Here is a 15,607-nt window from a genome sequence, read left to right on the forward strand (position 1 = left end):
CCAGAATAGACGCTTCGAAAATCGCGATGCCAGAACGCATGAAAGCAATCACTCTTTATGATGTCGCCCTCCTTGCGGGGGTTTCTTATCAGACCGTTTCCCGCGTGATTAACGACGCGGAGCACGTCTCTGCCCGCACGCGGGAAAAGGTGCAGCAGGCAATGGCGGAGCTGCATTACGTTCCCAACCTGCGGGCGCAGCAGCTGGCGGGGAAACGCACCCGTACGCTGGGGCTCATTACCACCGATCTGGCGCTGCACGCGCCTTCGCAAATTGTCTCGGCGGTAAAATCCCGGGCTGCAGGGCAGGGGGCGAGCGTCCTGATTTCCATGGTGGAGCAGCCGCAGCAGTGTCAGGCGGCGCTTCAGGCGCTGCTGGCGCAGCGGGTAGACGCGCTGCTGGTAAATGTGCCGCTTGACGATCCGCACGCCGAAGCGCTCAGGTCGCTGGCGACGCCCGTCCCGGTGCTGTTCCTCGACGTGTCACCTTCAGCGCAGGTAAATAGCCTCGTGTTTAACGCCGAGGAGGGGGCACGCCTGGGCGTTGAGCATCTGCTTTCGCTGGGGCATCAGCATATTGCCCTGCTGAGCGGGCCGGAAAGCTCGGTCTCTGCGCGCGCGCGTCTGGCGGGATGGAAAGCGACGCTGGCGCAGGCGGGTCTTGACGCGGCTGCGGTGGCCTACGGCGACTGGAGCGCGGCCAGCGGCTATGAGAAGGGACATGTGCTGCTCTCGGGGGCGGTACTGCCGGATGCCATTCTGGTGGCGAACGATCAGATGGCGCTTGGGGTAATGCGCGCCTGTGCGGAAAAAGGGATAGCTGTTCCTGGCCAGATATCGGTGGTCGGGTTTGACGATACGGCCGACAGCGCCTGGTTTTCTCCGCCGCTGACGACCATTCGTCAGGCGTTTCGCGAGGCGGGCGAGCGCAGCGTGGAGTGGCTTCTGTCCCCCAGCGGGGGGGAGGAGTGCTGGCAGGTTCAGCTGCCGGTAACGCTGGTGACCCGCCATTCCAGCGCGCGCCGTACCCCGCAGCAGGCCGAACGCGAGGATCTGGCGCAGCAGCTCAGAAGCCTGGCCCTCCTTGCCGGGCAGCTTGCCCGCAAATAAAACTTTGTGATCGGACTCGCTACCCCGCGATTGCGTGCTTTACCGTCGCCGGGTGCCAGGGCATGTTAACCAAAATTGTGAGCGCTTCGCAAAGAGGTTAATATGCCCAACACTTTATCGCTGACTCTCAGCGCCATTCTGGCCCGACGGGACTGGGAAAACCCGGGTGTCACCCAGTGGAACCGTCTGGAGGCACATGCGCCGTTACACAGCTGGCGTCTTGAACAGCCTGCCCTGGATGATGCTGGATCCGCCAGCAGACGCTCCCTCAATGGGGTGTGGCGATTTAACTACTTTCCTGCACCCGAGCAAATCCCGGAGGCGTGGGTAACCGAAGACTGTGCGGACGCTGTTGCGATGCCCGTGCCGTCGAACTGGCAGATGCAGGGGTTTGACACGCCCATCTACACCAACGTCACCTATCCTATCCCCGTTAATCCGCCTTTTGTGCCGCAGGAAAACCCAACCGGCTGTTACTCGCTCACATTTAATGTGGATGACGCGTGGCTTCAGAGCGGGCAGACCCGCATCATCTTTGACGGCGTGAACTCTGCGTTTCATCTGTGGTGCAACGGGCGGTGGATGGGCTATTCCCAGGACAGCAGGCTGCCTGCCGAATTCGATCTCTCGACGGTCCTGCGGCCCGGTGAGAACCGCCTGGCGGTCATGGTGTTGCGCTGGTGCGACGGCAGCTATCTGGAAGATCAGGACATGTGGCGCATGAGTGGTATTTTCCGCGATGTGACGCTACTGCATAAACCCGAAACGCAGATTGCCGATTATCGCGTGGTGACGGACCTGAATGCGGAACTGGACCGCGCGGTGCTTAAGGCAGATGTCGCGCTGGCAGGGGCGGGCTTTGCAGACTGCGAGGTGGTCTTTACCCTGTGGCGCAAGGGTGAAAAATGCGCCAGCGTTTCCCGGCGTCCGGGGTCTGCCGTTGTGGACGAGCGCGGCAGCTGGGACGAACGCTTAACGGTGGCGATCCCCATTGACCGTCCCGCGCTCTGGAGTGCTGAAACGCCGGAACTGTATCGCCTGACGATGGCGCTTCTCAGTCCGCAGGGCGAGGTGCTGGAGGTTGAGGCGTGCGATGTGGGCTTCCGCCGCGTTGACATCAGCAACGGCCTGCTGAAGCTTAACGGTAAGCCGCTGCTGATCCGCGGGGTTAACCGTCACGAGCATCACCCGGAAAACGGTCAGGTGATGGACGAGGCGACCATGCGTCGCGACATCGAAATCATGAAGCAGCATAACTTCAACGCCGTTCGTTGCTCGCACTACCCGAACCATCCGCTGTGGTACAGCCTTTGCGATCGCTACGGACTGTACGTCGTTGACGAAGCCAATATTGAAACCCACGGCATGGTGCCAATGAGCCGCCTCGCTGACGATCCACGCTGGCTGCCCGCCATGAGTGAGCGCGTAACCCGCATGGTGCAGCGCGATCGCAATCATCCCTCAATTATCATCTGGTCGCTGGGTAACGAGTCCGGCCACGGCGCGAATCATGATGCGCTGTACCGCTGGCTGAAAACCACCGATCCCACGCGCCCGGTACAGTACGAAGGCGGCGGGGCGAATACGGCGGCGACCGATATTGTTTGTCCGATGTACGCCCGGGTCGATTGGGATCAGCCCTTCCCGGCGGTGCCTAAATGGTCAATCAAGAAATGGATCGGCATGCCCGACGAAACGCGTCCGCTGATCCTCTGTGAATACGCCCACGCGATGGGAAACAGCTTCGGCGGGTTTGCGAAATACTGGCAGGCGTTTCGCAGCCATCCTCGCCTGCAGGGTGGGTTTGTCTGGGACTGGGTCGATCAGGCACTGACGAAGAAAGACGAAAAGGGCAACGCGTTCTGGGCCTACGGCGGGGATTTTGGCGATACGCCGAACGATCGCCAGTTCTGCCTTAACGGACTGGTATTCCCCGATCGCACGCCGCATCCGGCGCTGTACGAGGCGCAGCGCGCCCAGCAGTTCTTTACCTTTACGCTGGTCAGTACCTCTCCGCTGGTGATTGAGGTGCAAAGCGGCTACCTGTTCCGCCCTACCAATAACGAGGTGCTGAGCTGGACGGTTGCCCGGGACGGAGACGTGCTGGCCGCAGGTGAGGTGACGCTCGCGATAACGCCTGAAGGCGCCCGGCGTCTGGAACTCGACCTGCCGGAGCTGAAGGCCGGGCCGGGTGAAATCTGGCTGAACGTTGAGGTTCGCCAGCCGCTGGCAACGCCGTGGTCACCGGCAGGCCATCGCTGCGCGTGGGAGCAGTGGACGCTTCCGGCCCCACTCTTTATTGCACCGTCAGCCTCTACGGGCGAGCCGCCGGTTTTAACGCAAAACGATCGCATCCTGGAGGTCACGCATCGTCAACAGCGATGGCAGTTCGATCGCGCATCCGGAAACCTGACTCAATGGTGGCGAAATGGCGTTGAAACGCTGCTTTCACCCGTGACGGATAACGTCAGCCGCGCGCCGCTGGACAACGACATTGGGGTGAGCGAAGCGACGCGCATCGATCCAAACGCGTGGGTTGAACGCTGGAAAGCGGCGGGCATGTACGATCTCACCTCGCGCATGCTGCACTGTGAGGCAGAGCAGCATGCGCGTGAGGTGGTGGTTACCACGCTTAATGTCCTGGAGCATCGCGGCAGGGCGCTGTTCCTGAGCCGTAAAATCTGGCGGGTGGACGAGCAGGGTGTTCTGCATGGCGACATTCAGGTCGATATTGCGTCTGATATCCCGGAGCCCGCGCGCATTGGCCTGAGCGTTCATCTCGCTGAAACGCCAGAAAAGGTTGACTGGCTGGGGCTGGGTCCGCATGAAAACTACCCGGACAGAAAGCTGGCGGCGCAGCAGGGGCGCTGGACACTGCCCCTGGCAGACATGCACACGCCGTATATCTTCCCGACGGAAAATGGTTTGCGCTGCGATACCCGCAAACTTGTGCTGGGTGCGCATCAGCTGAATGGCGCGTTCCATTTCTCAGTGGGCCGCTATAGCCAGCAGCAGCTGCGTGAGACAACCCATCATCATCTGCTGCGGGAAGAGCCGGGGTGCTGGCTCAACCTCGATGCGTTTCATATGGGGGTGGGCGGCGATGACTCCTGGAGCCCCAGCGTTTCGCCGGAATTTATCCTGCAGACGCGCCAGCTTCGTTATACCTTTAGCTGGCAGCAGACTCTTACCTGACCTGAGAGGCGGCCACCGGGCGTGGCCGCCTGCTTACGCCAGAATGCCGCTCAGGCCATGCAGGCTCATGTAAATCCCTACCACGATAATCAACGCGGCGGAGATCCACGGCGCTTTGCGAGAAAGTTCGCTAAATCCGGGCCAGCGTTTTGTCGCGTGCTTGAGGCTCAAGGCGGCAATCGCGCCGGAAGCGACCAGCGTTAATGCCAGACCGATGCTGAAGCTGAAAACCAGCGTCGCGCCGAGCGCAAAATGCTTCAGCTGCAGGCAGATCAGCAGAACGGTGATGGACGCTGGGCAAGGGATAAGCCCGCCGGTCAGGCCAAACATCGCGATCTGTCCTGTCGTCACGTTTTGTCCGTTGAAACGCCGGTTGATATCCTGCGCGTGCGCGCGCTGGTGGGCGTCCTGCCACTCCTCTTCAACCAGCGGGTGTTCATGGTGATGATCATGGTGGTCATGGTCATGGTCATGATGGTGGTGGCAATCGTGATGATGATCGTGTGGCCGGCTCTCTTTCCAGGTTCGCCACGCCATCCACAGGGCGATTGCAACGATCAACACCCCGGAGATCAGCTGGAACCAGGGTTCGGACGTATGTGCGTCCCAGCCACGGCCAAACCATAGTCCTGCCATGGCAATGATCCAGACTACCGCCGTATGGGAAAGCGTAGCCGCCAGACCGAGCAACACAGCCTGCTTCAGCGTGCCGCGGATAGCCACGATAAAGGCAGCCATCATTGTTTTTGAGTGGCCCGGCTCCAGGCCATGCAGCGCACCGAGCAGGATAGCGCTGGGAACAAACAGCCAGGCATTACCCTGCTGCAGGAGTGAAGCAAAATCGTTCATTGAAATTTCCAGTATGGAAAGCGTGCGCAAATAGTACTCCCCCCCAGTAGCCTAATACTACCCCCCAGTAGAAAAATACTCAGGGGGAGTAGAGCGTGATATGCTTTAAAAGCCAAAACTGAGGGAGACAGAGATGTCACATACCGTTCGCGATAAGAAGATGTTATTGACTCGCCTGAAGAAAATTCAGGGGCAGAGCACCGCGCTGGAGAAGATGCTCAACAGCGATCACGAATGTGCCGAGGTGTTACAACAGCTGGCGGCGATCCGTGGCGCGGTCAATGGCATGATGATGCAGGTGATTGAAGGGCATCTTACCGATCATGTCGTGAAAGAGCCCGAAGAGGCGCAGCGTGAAGCCGATCTTGGCGTCGTGCTGCAGGTGATCAAATCCTATCTTAAGTAGAGCGCGTGGCGAGGTTGTTCTCTGCCCAAAGGATAAATTCCGTCCTGGGCAGCGCCTTACTGTAGAACCACCCCTGCCCATACTGCACGCCGTGGCGGTGCAGCCAGGTAAGCTGCCCTTTGGTCTCCACGCCTTCCGCCACCATTGCCAGCTGCAGCGACTTCGCCATTTCGATAATGTGCGGCGTTACGTTTTTGTACTCCAGTGCATCCACGAACGATTTGTCAATTTTTAGCGTGTCGACATCGAGATGCTGCAGATAGCTGAGGCTGGAATAGCCCGTGCCAAAATCATCAATGTAGACAGGGTGGCCCGAACGGCGAAACGCGGCGATAGCCGGCGCGCTGATTTTGGGGTCGGCAAAGCCACGCTCGGTTAACTCAAGGGCGATTTGTCGGGGATGAATCTGCCACTTATTCAGGAGTTGGCTCAGTAAAGGCGGCAGATTACCGGAGGTCAAATCGGCCGGGGCGAGGTTGATGGAGATATGCTGATCGGGGTGGAGCCGCAGCCAGTGGCCCATATCTTCAAACACTTTTTCCATAACTAACTGCGTCAGCTGCGAGATGAGGCCGGTTTGCTCGGCAAGCGGCACAAATATATCAGGCGAGAGACTGCTTCCGTCTGGCTGGGGCCAGCGCGCAAGCGCTTCCGCACCCACGATTTTTCCACTGCACAGCGCCACGATGGGCTGATAGTGAACCACAAAATCGCGGCTGTTAATGGCGTCCAGCAGGCGATTGCGCGGCGACTGGATACGTCGCAGGATCCGCAGGACAAACAGTGCCGCCAGCAGGCTTATCATGACGCCAAACGGCAGCCAGAAAAGCAGCTGTCGGTGCCAGCTTTCAGCCAGGGGGGTGAGCGATGCCCACGTGACGACAGTAAATCCAAGCTCAGGTACCGGCTTCATGACGTACATGGAGCCCTTGTACTGAACGCTGGAGACGCCTAGATCGTTGATCCGATCGCGGATATGCGGATCAAGCGTGTTACTGCTGGCGAAAATAAGATGCGTTGCGCTTCCCACCAGAGCGGCATCAATGGCAATCGCCCCGAAAGGGATCACATCCACAAGCGAGGCAGGATCGACCAGAACAAGGTAATGGCCCTTCCCGAGCACGGCCATATAGCGGTGAAAGCCAAGATCGTTCTGTGCGGTAAGCCACGCGCTGTAGCCATCTTCGGTGATACGCATGGGAGGAGGATAAGCGGCGGATTTACTCGCCTGCTCAAGCGAAGAGCAGAGGGGTGTGAGGTTGTCGATATAGATCACCTCCTGGATATAGCGCCACGAGAACGCGACCCGACGTATCTCCCTCAAATGCAGCGGACTACAGGGAACGCCCTTAAATCCCTGCAGGTGATTTAACGCTTCTTTAGCCTGATCCACGACCCTGTCGGTGCGCATCAGCACGCGAGAAGCATAGCTATCCAGCGCATCAACAAATTTCTCTTCCGCCTGGCGATGGGCAAGCCAGATGCTGAGGCAAATGGGAACCAGCACGGAAAAGATAAGTACGCCAGTCACCAGACTGACCAGATGTCGGGTTTTCATGCTGTCGTTTCCTTTCCCATATGCCCGAATCCGGACGCTGAGTTTCCTGCCTGAAGAGAAAGATTTTACCGCGAAATGAAATAGTTATAGCACGTGGGGGCAGGGTTTTCATGTTATCTAAAGCAAATCAGAAAATATCCTCAGGAGAGAGAGGGTTGTTTTTTCAACCTTGCCTGGATATTATTTGTTATGTTATAACAAAACACAAAGGATTTATGATGAAACCAAACATCCATCCAGCGTATCGCACCGTGGTATTCCACGACACCAGTGCCAATGAATACTTTAAAGTGGGTTCAACCATTAAAACCGACCGCGAAATTGAACTCGACGGTGAAACGTATCCGTACATCACTATCGAGGTTTCTTCAAAATCGCATCCGTTTTATACCGGTAAGCAAAAAACGTTTTCCACGGATGGCAGCGCAGCGCGCTTCCGCAAGCGTTTTGGCGGTTTTCTTAATGCGAAGCGGGGCTAACCATGCAGGTGCTTAACTCATTGCGCAGCGCAAAACAGCGTCACCCGGATTGCCAGATAGTCAAACGCAAGGGACGCTTGTACGTGATTTGCAAATCCAATCCGCGCTTTAAGGCGGTGCAGGGACGTAAAAAAAGACGCTAGACGCGCGTTTCTCGCCAGCTTTCCAGGGATCTTTTCTGTTTGCCATCGGCAGTAAAATTGTCGGTGGCAAGCCAGCCTTCAAAGGCGCTCGCCAGCGCCGGCCACTCTTTGTCGAGAATCGAAAACCAGTCGGTATCCCGGTTACGGCCTTTTATGACCAGCGCCTGGCGAAAACGGCCTTCAAACTGAAAGCCCAGACGCAGTGCCGCTTTGCGTGATGGTTCGTTCAGGCTGTTGCATTTCCATTCATATCGCCGGTAGCCCAGGGTATCGAACGCGTACTGCATCAGCAGATATTGCGCTTCTGTTGACATGGGCGTGCGGCTTAACAGCACGGAGAAGTGAACGTGTCCCACTTCCACAACGCCGTTTTTAGGATCGATCCGCATCAGGGCCAGCGTCCCGACCGGGGCCTGGGTCTGATTATCTATAACGGTAAAGTGCATCGGGTCAGATAACTCACACACGCTTGCCACCCATTCGGCAAACTCAGCGGCCGTGGCATCGGGTTCACGCAGAAGCCACGTCCAGCTCCGGGTGTCTCCGGCCAGAGCATAGGCGGAGAACAGCGCCCCGGCATGCTCCACGCGCAGCGGTTCAAGCCGACAATAATGCCCCTGCAGTACCACCCGGGACGGATGAGGGCGAGGCTGCCAGTCGGTAAGGGCTTCGCCCACAGGTTGTCCATACTCATTGAATGTCTTCATCTTTATTTCCGTGACGTTGAGAAGAGTTCCAGATTAGAAAATTACTGGTTCCTTAAAAAGAACCACTCAGCTATGTTTTGGTGGTACCACAAGGAGATGAGATGAACATACCGGGCGATGAACTTTATACCTTGCTCCATGCTGCGCTTAAAACGCGTGGGGAAGAGACGCTCCAGCGCGCGCTCTATCTCGCTTTGCGGGAGGCCATACTGGGCGGAAGGCTTCGGTCCGGCAGCCAGCTGTCCGGCTCGCGAACGCTGGCGCAGCAGCTTTCCGTTTCACGGAACACCGTCAATGCGGCGCTGGACCAGCTCACGCTCGAAGGCTATTTGCTGCGTAACCGTCAGGGGACGCGGGTGGCGCAATTCGCCCATCGTGCCAGCCCGCGGGTTCTGACCGATCCTGAGGTCAGGCTGGCAAAACGTGTCGTCCAGCTGCCTGCGCCTGTGTCGCGCGACACCCCGGTGATGGCCTTTACGCCGGGAACGCCCGCCATCAACTATTTCCCCTTGCCGCTGTGGCGGCGATTGTACGATCGTGTCCTGCGGGAGGAGGGGAGCGCTCTGCTGGGCTATGGCGACCCGGCCGGTGAGCCGTCGCTGCGGGCAGCCATCGCCCGTCACCTTGCGCTTTCTCGCGGCATTGACTGCGACGCCAGCCAGATTGTGATAACCGAAGGGGCGCTGGAGGGCGTCAATCTGTGCACGATGCTGTTAAGCGAGCCGGGGGATGTCGCCTGGGTGGAAAATCCCGGCTACAGCGGGGCCAAAAGCGCCTTCGTCAAAACCGGCCTTGCGATGATCGGCATACCGGTGGATGACGAGGGAATGTGCTGGGAAGGGTTGCATGCGCCTTCACCTGCGCTCATTTTCACTTCGCCGTCGCATCAGTTTCCTTACGGGAGCGTGCTCAGCGCGCGGCGGCGTCTGGCGCTGCTGGAACTGGCCCGCCAGCACAAGGCCTGGATCATTGAGGACGATTACGACAGCGAGTTCCGCTATGTCGGCGAGCCCGTACCGGCGATGCTGGGCATGGTCAACAACGCGCCCGTTGTGTATCTGGGGACGTTCAGTAAAACGCTGTTTCCGTCGCTCCGAATGGGGTTCATGGTGTTACCGCCAGCGCTGGCGAAAGCGGCGCGTCCGGCCATCGGCTCGCTGCTGCGCGGCGGGCATCGCGCAGAACAGCGCACCCTGGCGCTGTTTATCGAGGAGGGGCACTATGCCCGTCATCTTGCCGCCATGCGTCGCCTGTATCGTAAGCGTTACCGCCAGCTGCGGGAGGTGCTGAGCGCAGAGCTTTATACTCCGCACCGTGTTCTTGCCGGTGAAGGGGGAATGCACCTGACATTGGCGATTGACGGTATCGACGACCAGCGGCTGGTGGAGAAAGCGAGGGCATTTCAGCTTGCACCCGCTGCGCTGAGCGGCTATTACCTGGAGACGAAGCAGGGGCAAACCGGCCTGGTTTTAGGTTACGGCAACACCTCTGCTTCGCAGTTTGCGCCGGGTATCCGACGCCTGCAGGCGTTAATTACGCAGCAGCAGGGCGGGAAAGGGTAAAAACATCATAAAAAGAGAGCTGGCCTTTCGTTGCGACCATTTTCTGCAGCTTCTCTTTGTGCACGGTTTCGACAGCCGGAGAGTGCAGGATGCTGTCGATAAGCTCATTTGGCACAAAACGCGTGTTGTACCATTCGCCGTTGTAGCAGACCCGGAAATCGAGGACATCGATATCTTCGTAACGGTAGCGGGGATTCACGTCGAAAAAGAAAAAGGCGTTAAACACGACAAACAGCACCACCAGCAGCCAGACGGAGTCCACCAGCGTTTCGGACTTCAGCATGACAATCAGCGTTGCCAGCCAGGCGGCATACATGGCAATAAACAGCCCGGGATGTTTGCGGATAAAGCTAATGCTAAAGCGCGGGCGATTGTCTCGCTTTTCGCGGTGGTTAAGATCGTTGATGGTAGCGGTAAGCAGGCGCTGTATCTCGGTCATTTTTGGCCTTTTGAGTGTTGACAATACAGGGTATCTGCCAATTTTAGGGGAGCCATCCGGCTGAAAAAAGTAACAGTCGGGCGCTAAAAGACCATAACAGTTGGCCCCCCGGATCGTTACAGCGTTTTGATGATTTTCGCCGGGTTGCCGCCCACGACGACGTTAGCCGGCACGTCTTTCGTCACGACGGCACCGGAAGCCACAACCACATTATCCCCGATGGTGACGCCTGGGTTAATGACCGCACGTCCACCAATCCAGACATTATTGCCAATGGTGACGGGCTTACCAAACTCCACTCCGCTGTTACGTTCTTGCGCATCCAGCGGATGGGTGGCCGTATAAATATGAACGCCCGGCGCGAGCATGCAGTTGTCGCCAATATGTACAGGGCAGACATCCAGCATTACGCAATCGAAGTTGGCGTAAAAGTCTTTGCCCAGATAAATGTTATATCCATAGTCACAGCGGAAGCTCGGCTCAATATACGCCCCTTCGTTTTGTCCCAGCAGTTCCGCCAGAATGTTCTGGCGTTCTGTTTTTTCGTCAGGCGCAGTGTGGTTATAGCGGTGAAGCAGATGGCGCGCCCGAAGCCGATCGGCGCGTAACGTCTCATCACCAGGGCGGTAATGTTCACCTGAAATCATCTTCTGTTTTTCTATGCTCATCGGAAACCTCTCTGGATGTTATTCCTGAAGGGTAATCGCAACGGGCGTTAAGGGGAACGTTCCCGGAAGGCCGATGTGACCAAAGTCACAACATTGTTGCTGATGAGCGCGTTTAACACGGAGACCTGGCTTTCGCGCAGGGAGCATAACGGGACAGGTGAATACAGCTTATAACGTGGCGTAGAAACTCTACAGACACACTTCAAAGATTAACGGACAAATTTCCATACAGAAGTAGGGATTTTGTCATACAGCTTATTCATCGTTAGCTCTGCAAGGCGATGGTCAGCGGCTGAATAAAATACCGCCAGTTCATTATCAGAAAGCTCGTATTTATTCTTTTCAATGACGCGTTCAAGGGTGTCAATTGACTGACAACGTCGTAAGCGCATCAAATAATCGATTTTTGTGAGTGGTTTATCAGACATAAATTCACCTTAGTAATTGTAATAATTTTAACAGGAAAGACTAACCGGGTTAGCTCTGCTCACGTTGACGAAACAGCGGAATAGCCGGTTTCCCGATTTACGCCATTTTTGCAAATCCTGAGTGTTAATGCCGTAACTGCTGAACAACATAAAGGTGTCGTCCAGGTATTCATCAATTTGCTCAATGAGCTTATTATCTTCATTGTACTTAATTTTATAATTAAGTGCGAAGGTAGCGATATGCTCTATCAGCTCATTCAACTGTAAATTGATGGCAGACGTAGGGTCATTTACCCAGCCATGGTTGCTTTCATCAAGATTGGCAAGGCAGTCATGGTACAAGGATTCGCAGAGAAATTTCAACTGCGCGATATCATGCCTTTTTGGCGAGTACTCGTCCATAGCGCATCCCCTTCTGAGTGATTTCTTACTCACCGAACATCATTGTCGGGATGGATACATCTGACTTAGCTACATGAGCGCTGTGTTCCTGATAACCTAACTATAAGCCACTCCTTCCTGGATTTCACCGCGCTATTACGAAAAATTACAAATAAAACCGCAGGCTGCGAGCGTCTACGCAAATGTTCATCCGAAACTGAACTTTTTTATCAGGATTAACGATAGTTTTTTTCGCTTCCTTACATTTCATTGGCTTAGCTTACAGCCATAAGAAAAGTTCACATCCGGAGTTCCGTTTGTCTTAACTTTTAATTAGGAATATTCCTAACAACTTAAGCAGGGAAATAGATTTAAAAAAATCCTGAGTTCACCTATTAAGTTATCAGTTAAATATGATATGTCTGTTTAAGATGACAGAAAATAAATAGGACCTCAATAAGCTTATTTTATGATTTTTTCTGAAAATGAAAAAGGCCGCAAATGCGGCCTTTTTATTATATGAAACCGGTATCAGTGAGGTTCTACCGAATGACTGTGCTCAACATCTTCATTCTTCCGGCTGAAGCGGCGGCGCACCACCACGAAGAACACCGGGACGAAGAAGATAGCCAGTACGGTCGCGGTGATCATACCGCCCATTACACCTGTACCGACCGCGTTCTGCGCACCGGAGCCTGCACCGGAGCTAATAACCAGCGGCATTACGCCGAGGATGAACGCCAGAGAGGTCATCAGGATTGGACGCAGACGCATACGCACCGCTTCCAGCGTCGCCTCAATAAGGCCTTTACCCTCTTTCTCCATCAGATCTTTGGCGAATTCAACGATAAGTATCGCGTTCTTCGCCGACAAGCCAATGGTTGTCAGCAGGCCTACCTGGAAGTACACGTCGTTGGTCAATCCACGGAACGTTGCCGCAAGCAGCGCACCAATAACCCCGAGTGGAACCACCAGCATAACGGAGAACGGAATTGACCAGCTCTCGTACAGCGCCGCCAGACACAGGAAGACCACAATCAGGGAAATGGCGTACAGGGCAGGGGCCTGGTTACCGGACAGACGTTCCTGATAGGACATACCAGTCCAGTCATAGCCGATACCCGCAGGCAGTTTGCTAGCCAGCTCTTCCATCAGATTCATGGCTTCACCGGTGCTTCGGCCCGGTGCTGCCTGACCCAGGATTTCCATCGACGGCAGACCGTTGTAACGTTCCAGACGCGGAGAGCCGTATTCCCAGTGTGACGTTGAGAAGGATGAGAACGGCACCATCTGACCGTTGCTGCCGCGAACGTACCAGTTGTTAATATCGTTCGGCAACATACGGTACTGCGCTTCGGACATGACGTACACTTTCTTCACGCGACCACGGTCGATGAAGTCGTTAACGTAGCTACCGCCCCAGGCCGCGCCCAGCGTAGTATTGATGTCGCTGATGGACACGCCCAGCGCCTGCGCTTTTTCCTGATCGATGTTGATCTTATACTGCGGCGTATCTTCCAGTCCGTTTGGACGTACGCCGACCAGCAGGTCAGGGTGTTTAGCCACTTCGCCGAACAGCTGGTTACGCGCCTGCGTCAGTTTCTCGTGACCCAGACCGCCCTGGTCGATCAGCTGGAAGTCGAAGCCGGTCGCCGTACCCAGTTCAACAATCGCTGGCAGGTTAAAGGCGAAGACCATCGCATCTTTAATCTGCGAGAAGGTGCCCATGGCACGGCCCGTGATCGCTTCAACTTTATTCTCATCGCCAGGACGATCCGCCCAGTCTTTCAGAGAAACGAAGGCGATACCGGTGTTCTGACCACGACCCGCAAAGCCAAAGCCGTTAACCGCAAACACGGATTCAACGTTCGCTTTCTCTTTGGTGAGATAGTAGTCCGTCACTTCGTCCAGCACCTTCTGGGTACGCTCTTGCGACGCCCCTGCCGGAAGCTGTGCCATCGTCAGGAACACGCCCTGGTCTTCATCTGGCAGGAACGAGCTTGGCAGACGAACGAACAGGAACGCCATCCCCACTACGATGATGATATAGAGCAGCAGATAACGACCGGTGCTGCGCAGGATATTGCCCACGCTGTCGGTATAGTGGTGCGTGCTCTTATCAAACATGCGGTTAAACCAGCCGAAGAACCCTTTATGCTCGCCGTGACCGCCTTTCTGAACCGGCTTCAGCATGGTGGCACACAGCGCTGGCGTCAGGATTAACGCTACCAGTACCGACAGCGCCATCGCGGAGACGATGGTAATGGAGAACTGGCGGTAAATCGCACCCGTAGAGCCCCCGAAGAAGGCCATCGGGATAAATACCGCGGACAGCACCATCGCAATACCGACCAGCGCGCCCTGGATCTGGCCCATGGATTTACGGGTGGCTTCCTTCGGCGGCAAACCTTCTTCCGCCATCACGCGCTCGACGTTCTCTACCACCACGATGGCGTCATCCACCAGCAGGCCGATGGCGAGCACCATCCCGAACATCGTCAGGGTGTTTATCGAGAACCCAAAGGCTGCAAGGATGGCAAAGGTCCCCAGCAGAACGACCGGCACGGCGATGGTTGGGATCAGCGTCGCGCGGAAGTTTTGCAGGAACAGATACATCACCAGGAACACCAGGATGATCGCTTCTACCAGCGTTTTAACCACTTCGTGAATCGAAATTTTAACGAACGGCGTAGTGTCATACGGATAAACGATTTTCAGGCCTGACGGGAAGAACGGTTCCATCTTCTTCAGTTCCGCACGGATCGCCGTCGCGGTGTCCAGGGCGTTCGCGCCTGTCGCCAGTTTGATACCCAGACCGGACGCCGGTTTACCGTTAAACTTCGCGATGATGTCGTAGTTCTCACCACCCAGCTCAACCCTGGCCACGTCGCGCAGACGAACCTGCGAACCGTCCTGGTTCACCTTCAGCAGAATTTTGCTGAACTCATCGGCGGAGGTCAGACGGGTTTGCGCGATAATGGACGCGTTAAGCTGCTGGCCTTTCACCGGCGGCGTACCGCCTAACTGACCGGCTGCCACTTGGGCGTTCTGCGCTTTAATCGCGTTAATCACGTCAACCGGCGTCAGCTGGAAGTTGTTCAGTTTGTTCGGATCCATCCAGATACGCATCGCGTACTGGGAACCGAACAGCTGAACGTCACCCACACCGGACGTACGGCTGATGGCGTCCTTCATGTTGGCGCCCACGTAGTCGGAAATATCCTCCTGCGTCATGGTGCCGTTGGTGTTAATAACGCCGACAACCATCAGGAAGCTGCTGGACGATTTCTCGACGCTCACACCCTGCTGTTGCACTTCCTGCGGCAGAAGAGGCATTGCCAGCTGCAGTTTGTTCTGCACCTGAACCTGCGCAATGTCCGCATCCGTACCGGATTCAAAGGTCAGGGTGATCTGAACCGTACCGGTGGAGTCACTGTTTGAGGACATGTACATCAGGTTATCGATACCGTTCATGTTCTGTTCGATAACCTGAGTCACGGTATCCTGCACCGTTTTCGCATCAGCCCCCGGGTAGGTTGCGGAGATCGTTACCGCCGGTGGCGCAATCGTTGGATATTGCGCAACAGGCAGCTTCAGGATCGCAAGTCCCCCGGCCAGCATGATGATAATGGCGATCACCCACGCAAATATGGGGCGATCGATAAAGAAATTAGGCATGTCTT

The 15,607-nt window shown here is 56.1% G+C and carries 14 protein-coding genes; 6 read left to right on the top strand and 8 right to left on the bottom strand.

The window, feature by feature from the left end:
* The first annotated feature begins 38 nt into the window (after positions 1 to 38).
* Positions 39 to 1,109 (top strand): LacI family DNA-binding transcriptional regulator, encoded by a 1,071-nt coding sequence (locus IM313_RS07110; RefSeq protein WP_028012179.1) that lies wholly within the window; start codon positions 39 to 41, stop codon positions 1,107 to 1,109.
* 102 nt (positions 1,110 to 1,211) lie between these two features.
* Positions 1,212 to 4,304, top strand: a complete 3,093-nt coding sequence (locus IM313_RS07115) for a beta-galactosidase (RefSeq protein WP_192971471.1) — start codon at positions 1,212 to 1,214, stop codon at positions 4,302 to 4,304.
* A 33-nt stretch (positions 4,305 to 4,337) separates the two neighbouring features.
* On the opposite strand, the gene IM313_RS07120 is transcribed toward IM313_RS07115, so the two are convergent.
* Positions 4,338 to 5,153: a nickel/cobalt efflux protein RcnA gene (locus IM313_RS07120; protein WP_192971470.1), complete on the bottom strand. Its 816-nt coding sequence runs from the start codon at positions 5,151 to 5,153 to the stop codon at positions 4,338 to 4,340.
* A 133-nt stretch (positions 5,154 to 5,286) separates the two neighbouring features.
* Between IM313_RS07120 and IM313_RS07125 the strand changes: the two genes are divergently transcribed.
* Complete coding sequence (locus tag IM313_RS07125; RefSeq protein ID WP_028012182.1) at positions 5,287 to 5,559, top strand: metal/formaldehyde-sensitive transcriptional repressor; 273 nt, start codon at positions 5,287 to 5,289, stop codon at positions 5,557 to 5,559.
* On the opposite strand, the gene IM313_RS07130 is transcribed toward IM313_RS07125, so the two are convergent.
* On the bottom strand, positions 5,552 to 7,117 hold the full coding sequence (locus IM313_RS07130; RefSeq protein ID WP_192971469.1) for an EAL domain-containing protein: 1,566 nt from the start codon (positions 7,115 to 7,117) through the stop codon (positions 5,552 to 5,554). The two genes, IM313_RS07125 and IM313_RS07130, sit on opposite strands and share 8 nt — an antisense overlap.
* A 218-nt stretch (positions 7,118 to 7,335) precedes the next feature.
* On the opposite strand from IM313_RS07130, the gene IM313_RS07135 reads away from it, so the two are divergent.
* On the top strand, positions 7,336 to 7,596 hold the full coding sequence (locus tag IM313_RS07135; RefSeq protein WP_006176933.1) for a type B 50S ribosomal protein L31: 261 nt from the start codon (positions 7,336 to 7,338) through the stop codon (positions 7,594 to 7,596).
* Positions 7,597 to 7,598: 2 nt separating this feature from the next.
* Positions 7,599 to 7,739: a type B 50S ribosomal protein L36 gene (gene ykgO / locus IM313_RS07140; protein WP_003859006.1), complete on the top strand. Its 141-nt coding sequence runs from the start codon at positions 7,599 to 7,601 to the stop codon at positions 7,737 to 7,739.
* Here ykgO and IM313_RS07145 read toward each other — a convergent pair.
* On the bottom strand, positions 7,736 to 8,446 hold the full coding sequence (locus tag IM313_RS07145) for a GNAT family N-acetyltransferase (RefSeq protein ID WP_192971468.1): 711 nt from the start codon (positions 8,444 to 8,446) through the stop codon (positions 7,736 to 7,738). The genes ykgO and IM313_RS07145 overlap by 4 nt on opposite strands.
* 101 nt (positions 8,447 to 8,547) lie before the next feature.
* Here IM313_RS07145 and IM313_RS07150 point away from each other — a divergent pair, with 101 nt between their 5' ends.
* Positions 8,548 to 10,008: a PLP-dependent aminotransferase family protein gene (locus tag IM313_RS07150; protein ID WP_192971467.1), complete on the top strand. Its 1,461-nt coding sequence runs from the start codon at positions 8,548 to 8,550 to the stop codon at positions 10,006 to 10,008.
* On the opposite strand, the gene IM313_RS07155 is transcribed toward IM313_RS07150, so the two are convergent.
* The 5 genes from IM313_RS07155 to acrB all read right to left on the bottom strand — a co-directional run bounded on the left by IM313_RS07155 (position 9,980) and on the right by acrB (position 15,602).
* Complete coding sequence (locus IM313_RS07155; protein WP_048999073.1) at positions 9,980 to 10,447, bottom strand: YlaC family protein; 468 nt, start codon at positions 10,445 to 10,447, stop codon at positions 9,980 to 9,982. The two genes, IM313_RS07150 and IM313_RS07155, sit on opposite strands and share 29 nt — an antisense overlap.
* Positions 10,448 to 10,563: 116 nt before the next feature.
* Entirely contained in the window at positions 10,564 to 11,115 is a 552-nt protein-coding gene (gene maa, locus IM313_RS07160; protein ID WP_192971466.1) for a maltose O-acetyltransferase, read from the bottom strand.
* Between the two features lie 209 nt (positions 11,116 to 11,324).
* Entirely contained in the window at positions 11,325 to 11,543 is a 219-nt protein-coding gene (locus IM313_RS07165) for an HHA domain-containing protein (RefSeq protein ID WP_008499287.1), read from the bottom strand.
* A 27-nt stretch (positions 11,544 to 11,570) separates the two neighbouring features.
* Positions 11,571 to 11,945 (bottom strand): Hha toxicity modulator TomB, encoded by a 375-nt coding sequence (tomB, locus tag IM313_RS07170; protein ID WP_028012188.1) that lies wholly within the window; start codon positions 11,943 to 11,945, stop codon positions 11,571 to 11,573.
* 510 nt (positions 11,946 to 12,455) lie between these two features.
* Positions 12,456 to 15,602 (bottom strand): multidrug efflux RND transporter permease subunit AcrB, encoded by a 3,147-nt coding sequence (gene acrB / locus IM313_RS07175; protein ID WP_041911061.1) that lies wholly within the window; start codon positions 15,600 to 15,602, stop codon positions 12,456 to 12,458.
* Positions 15,603 to 15,607: the final 5 nt, after the last annotated feature.

The sequence above is a fragment of the Enterobacter cloacae complex sp. P2B genome, assembly GCF_014895985.1.
In the GTDB taxonomy this organism is placed as follows: Bacteria; Pseudomonadota; Gammaproteobacteria; order Enterobacterales; family Enterobacteriaceae; genus Enterobacter; species Enterobacter bugandensis.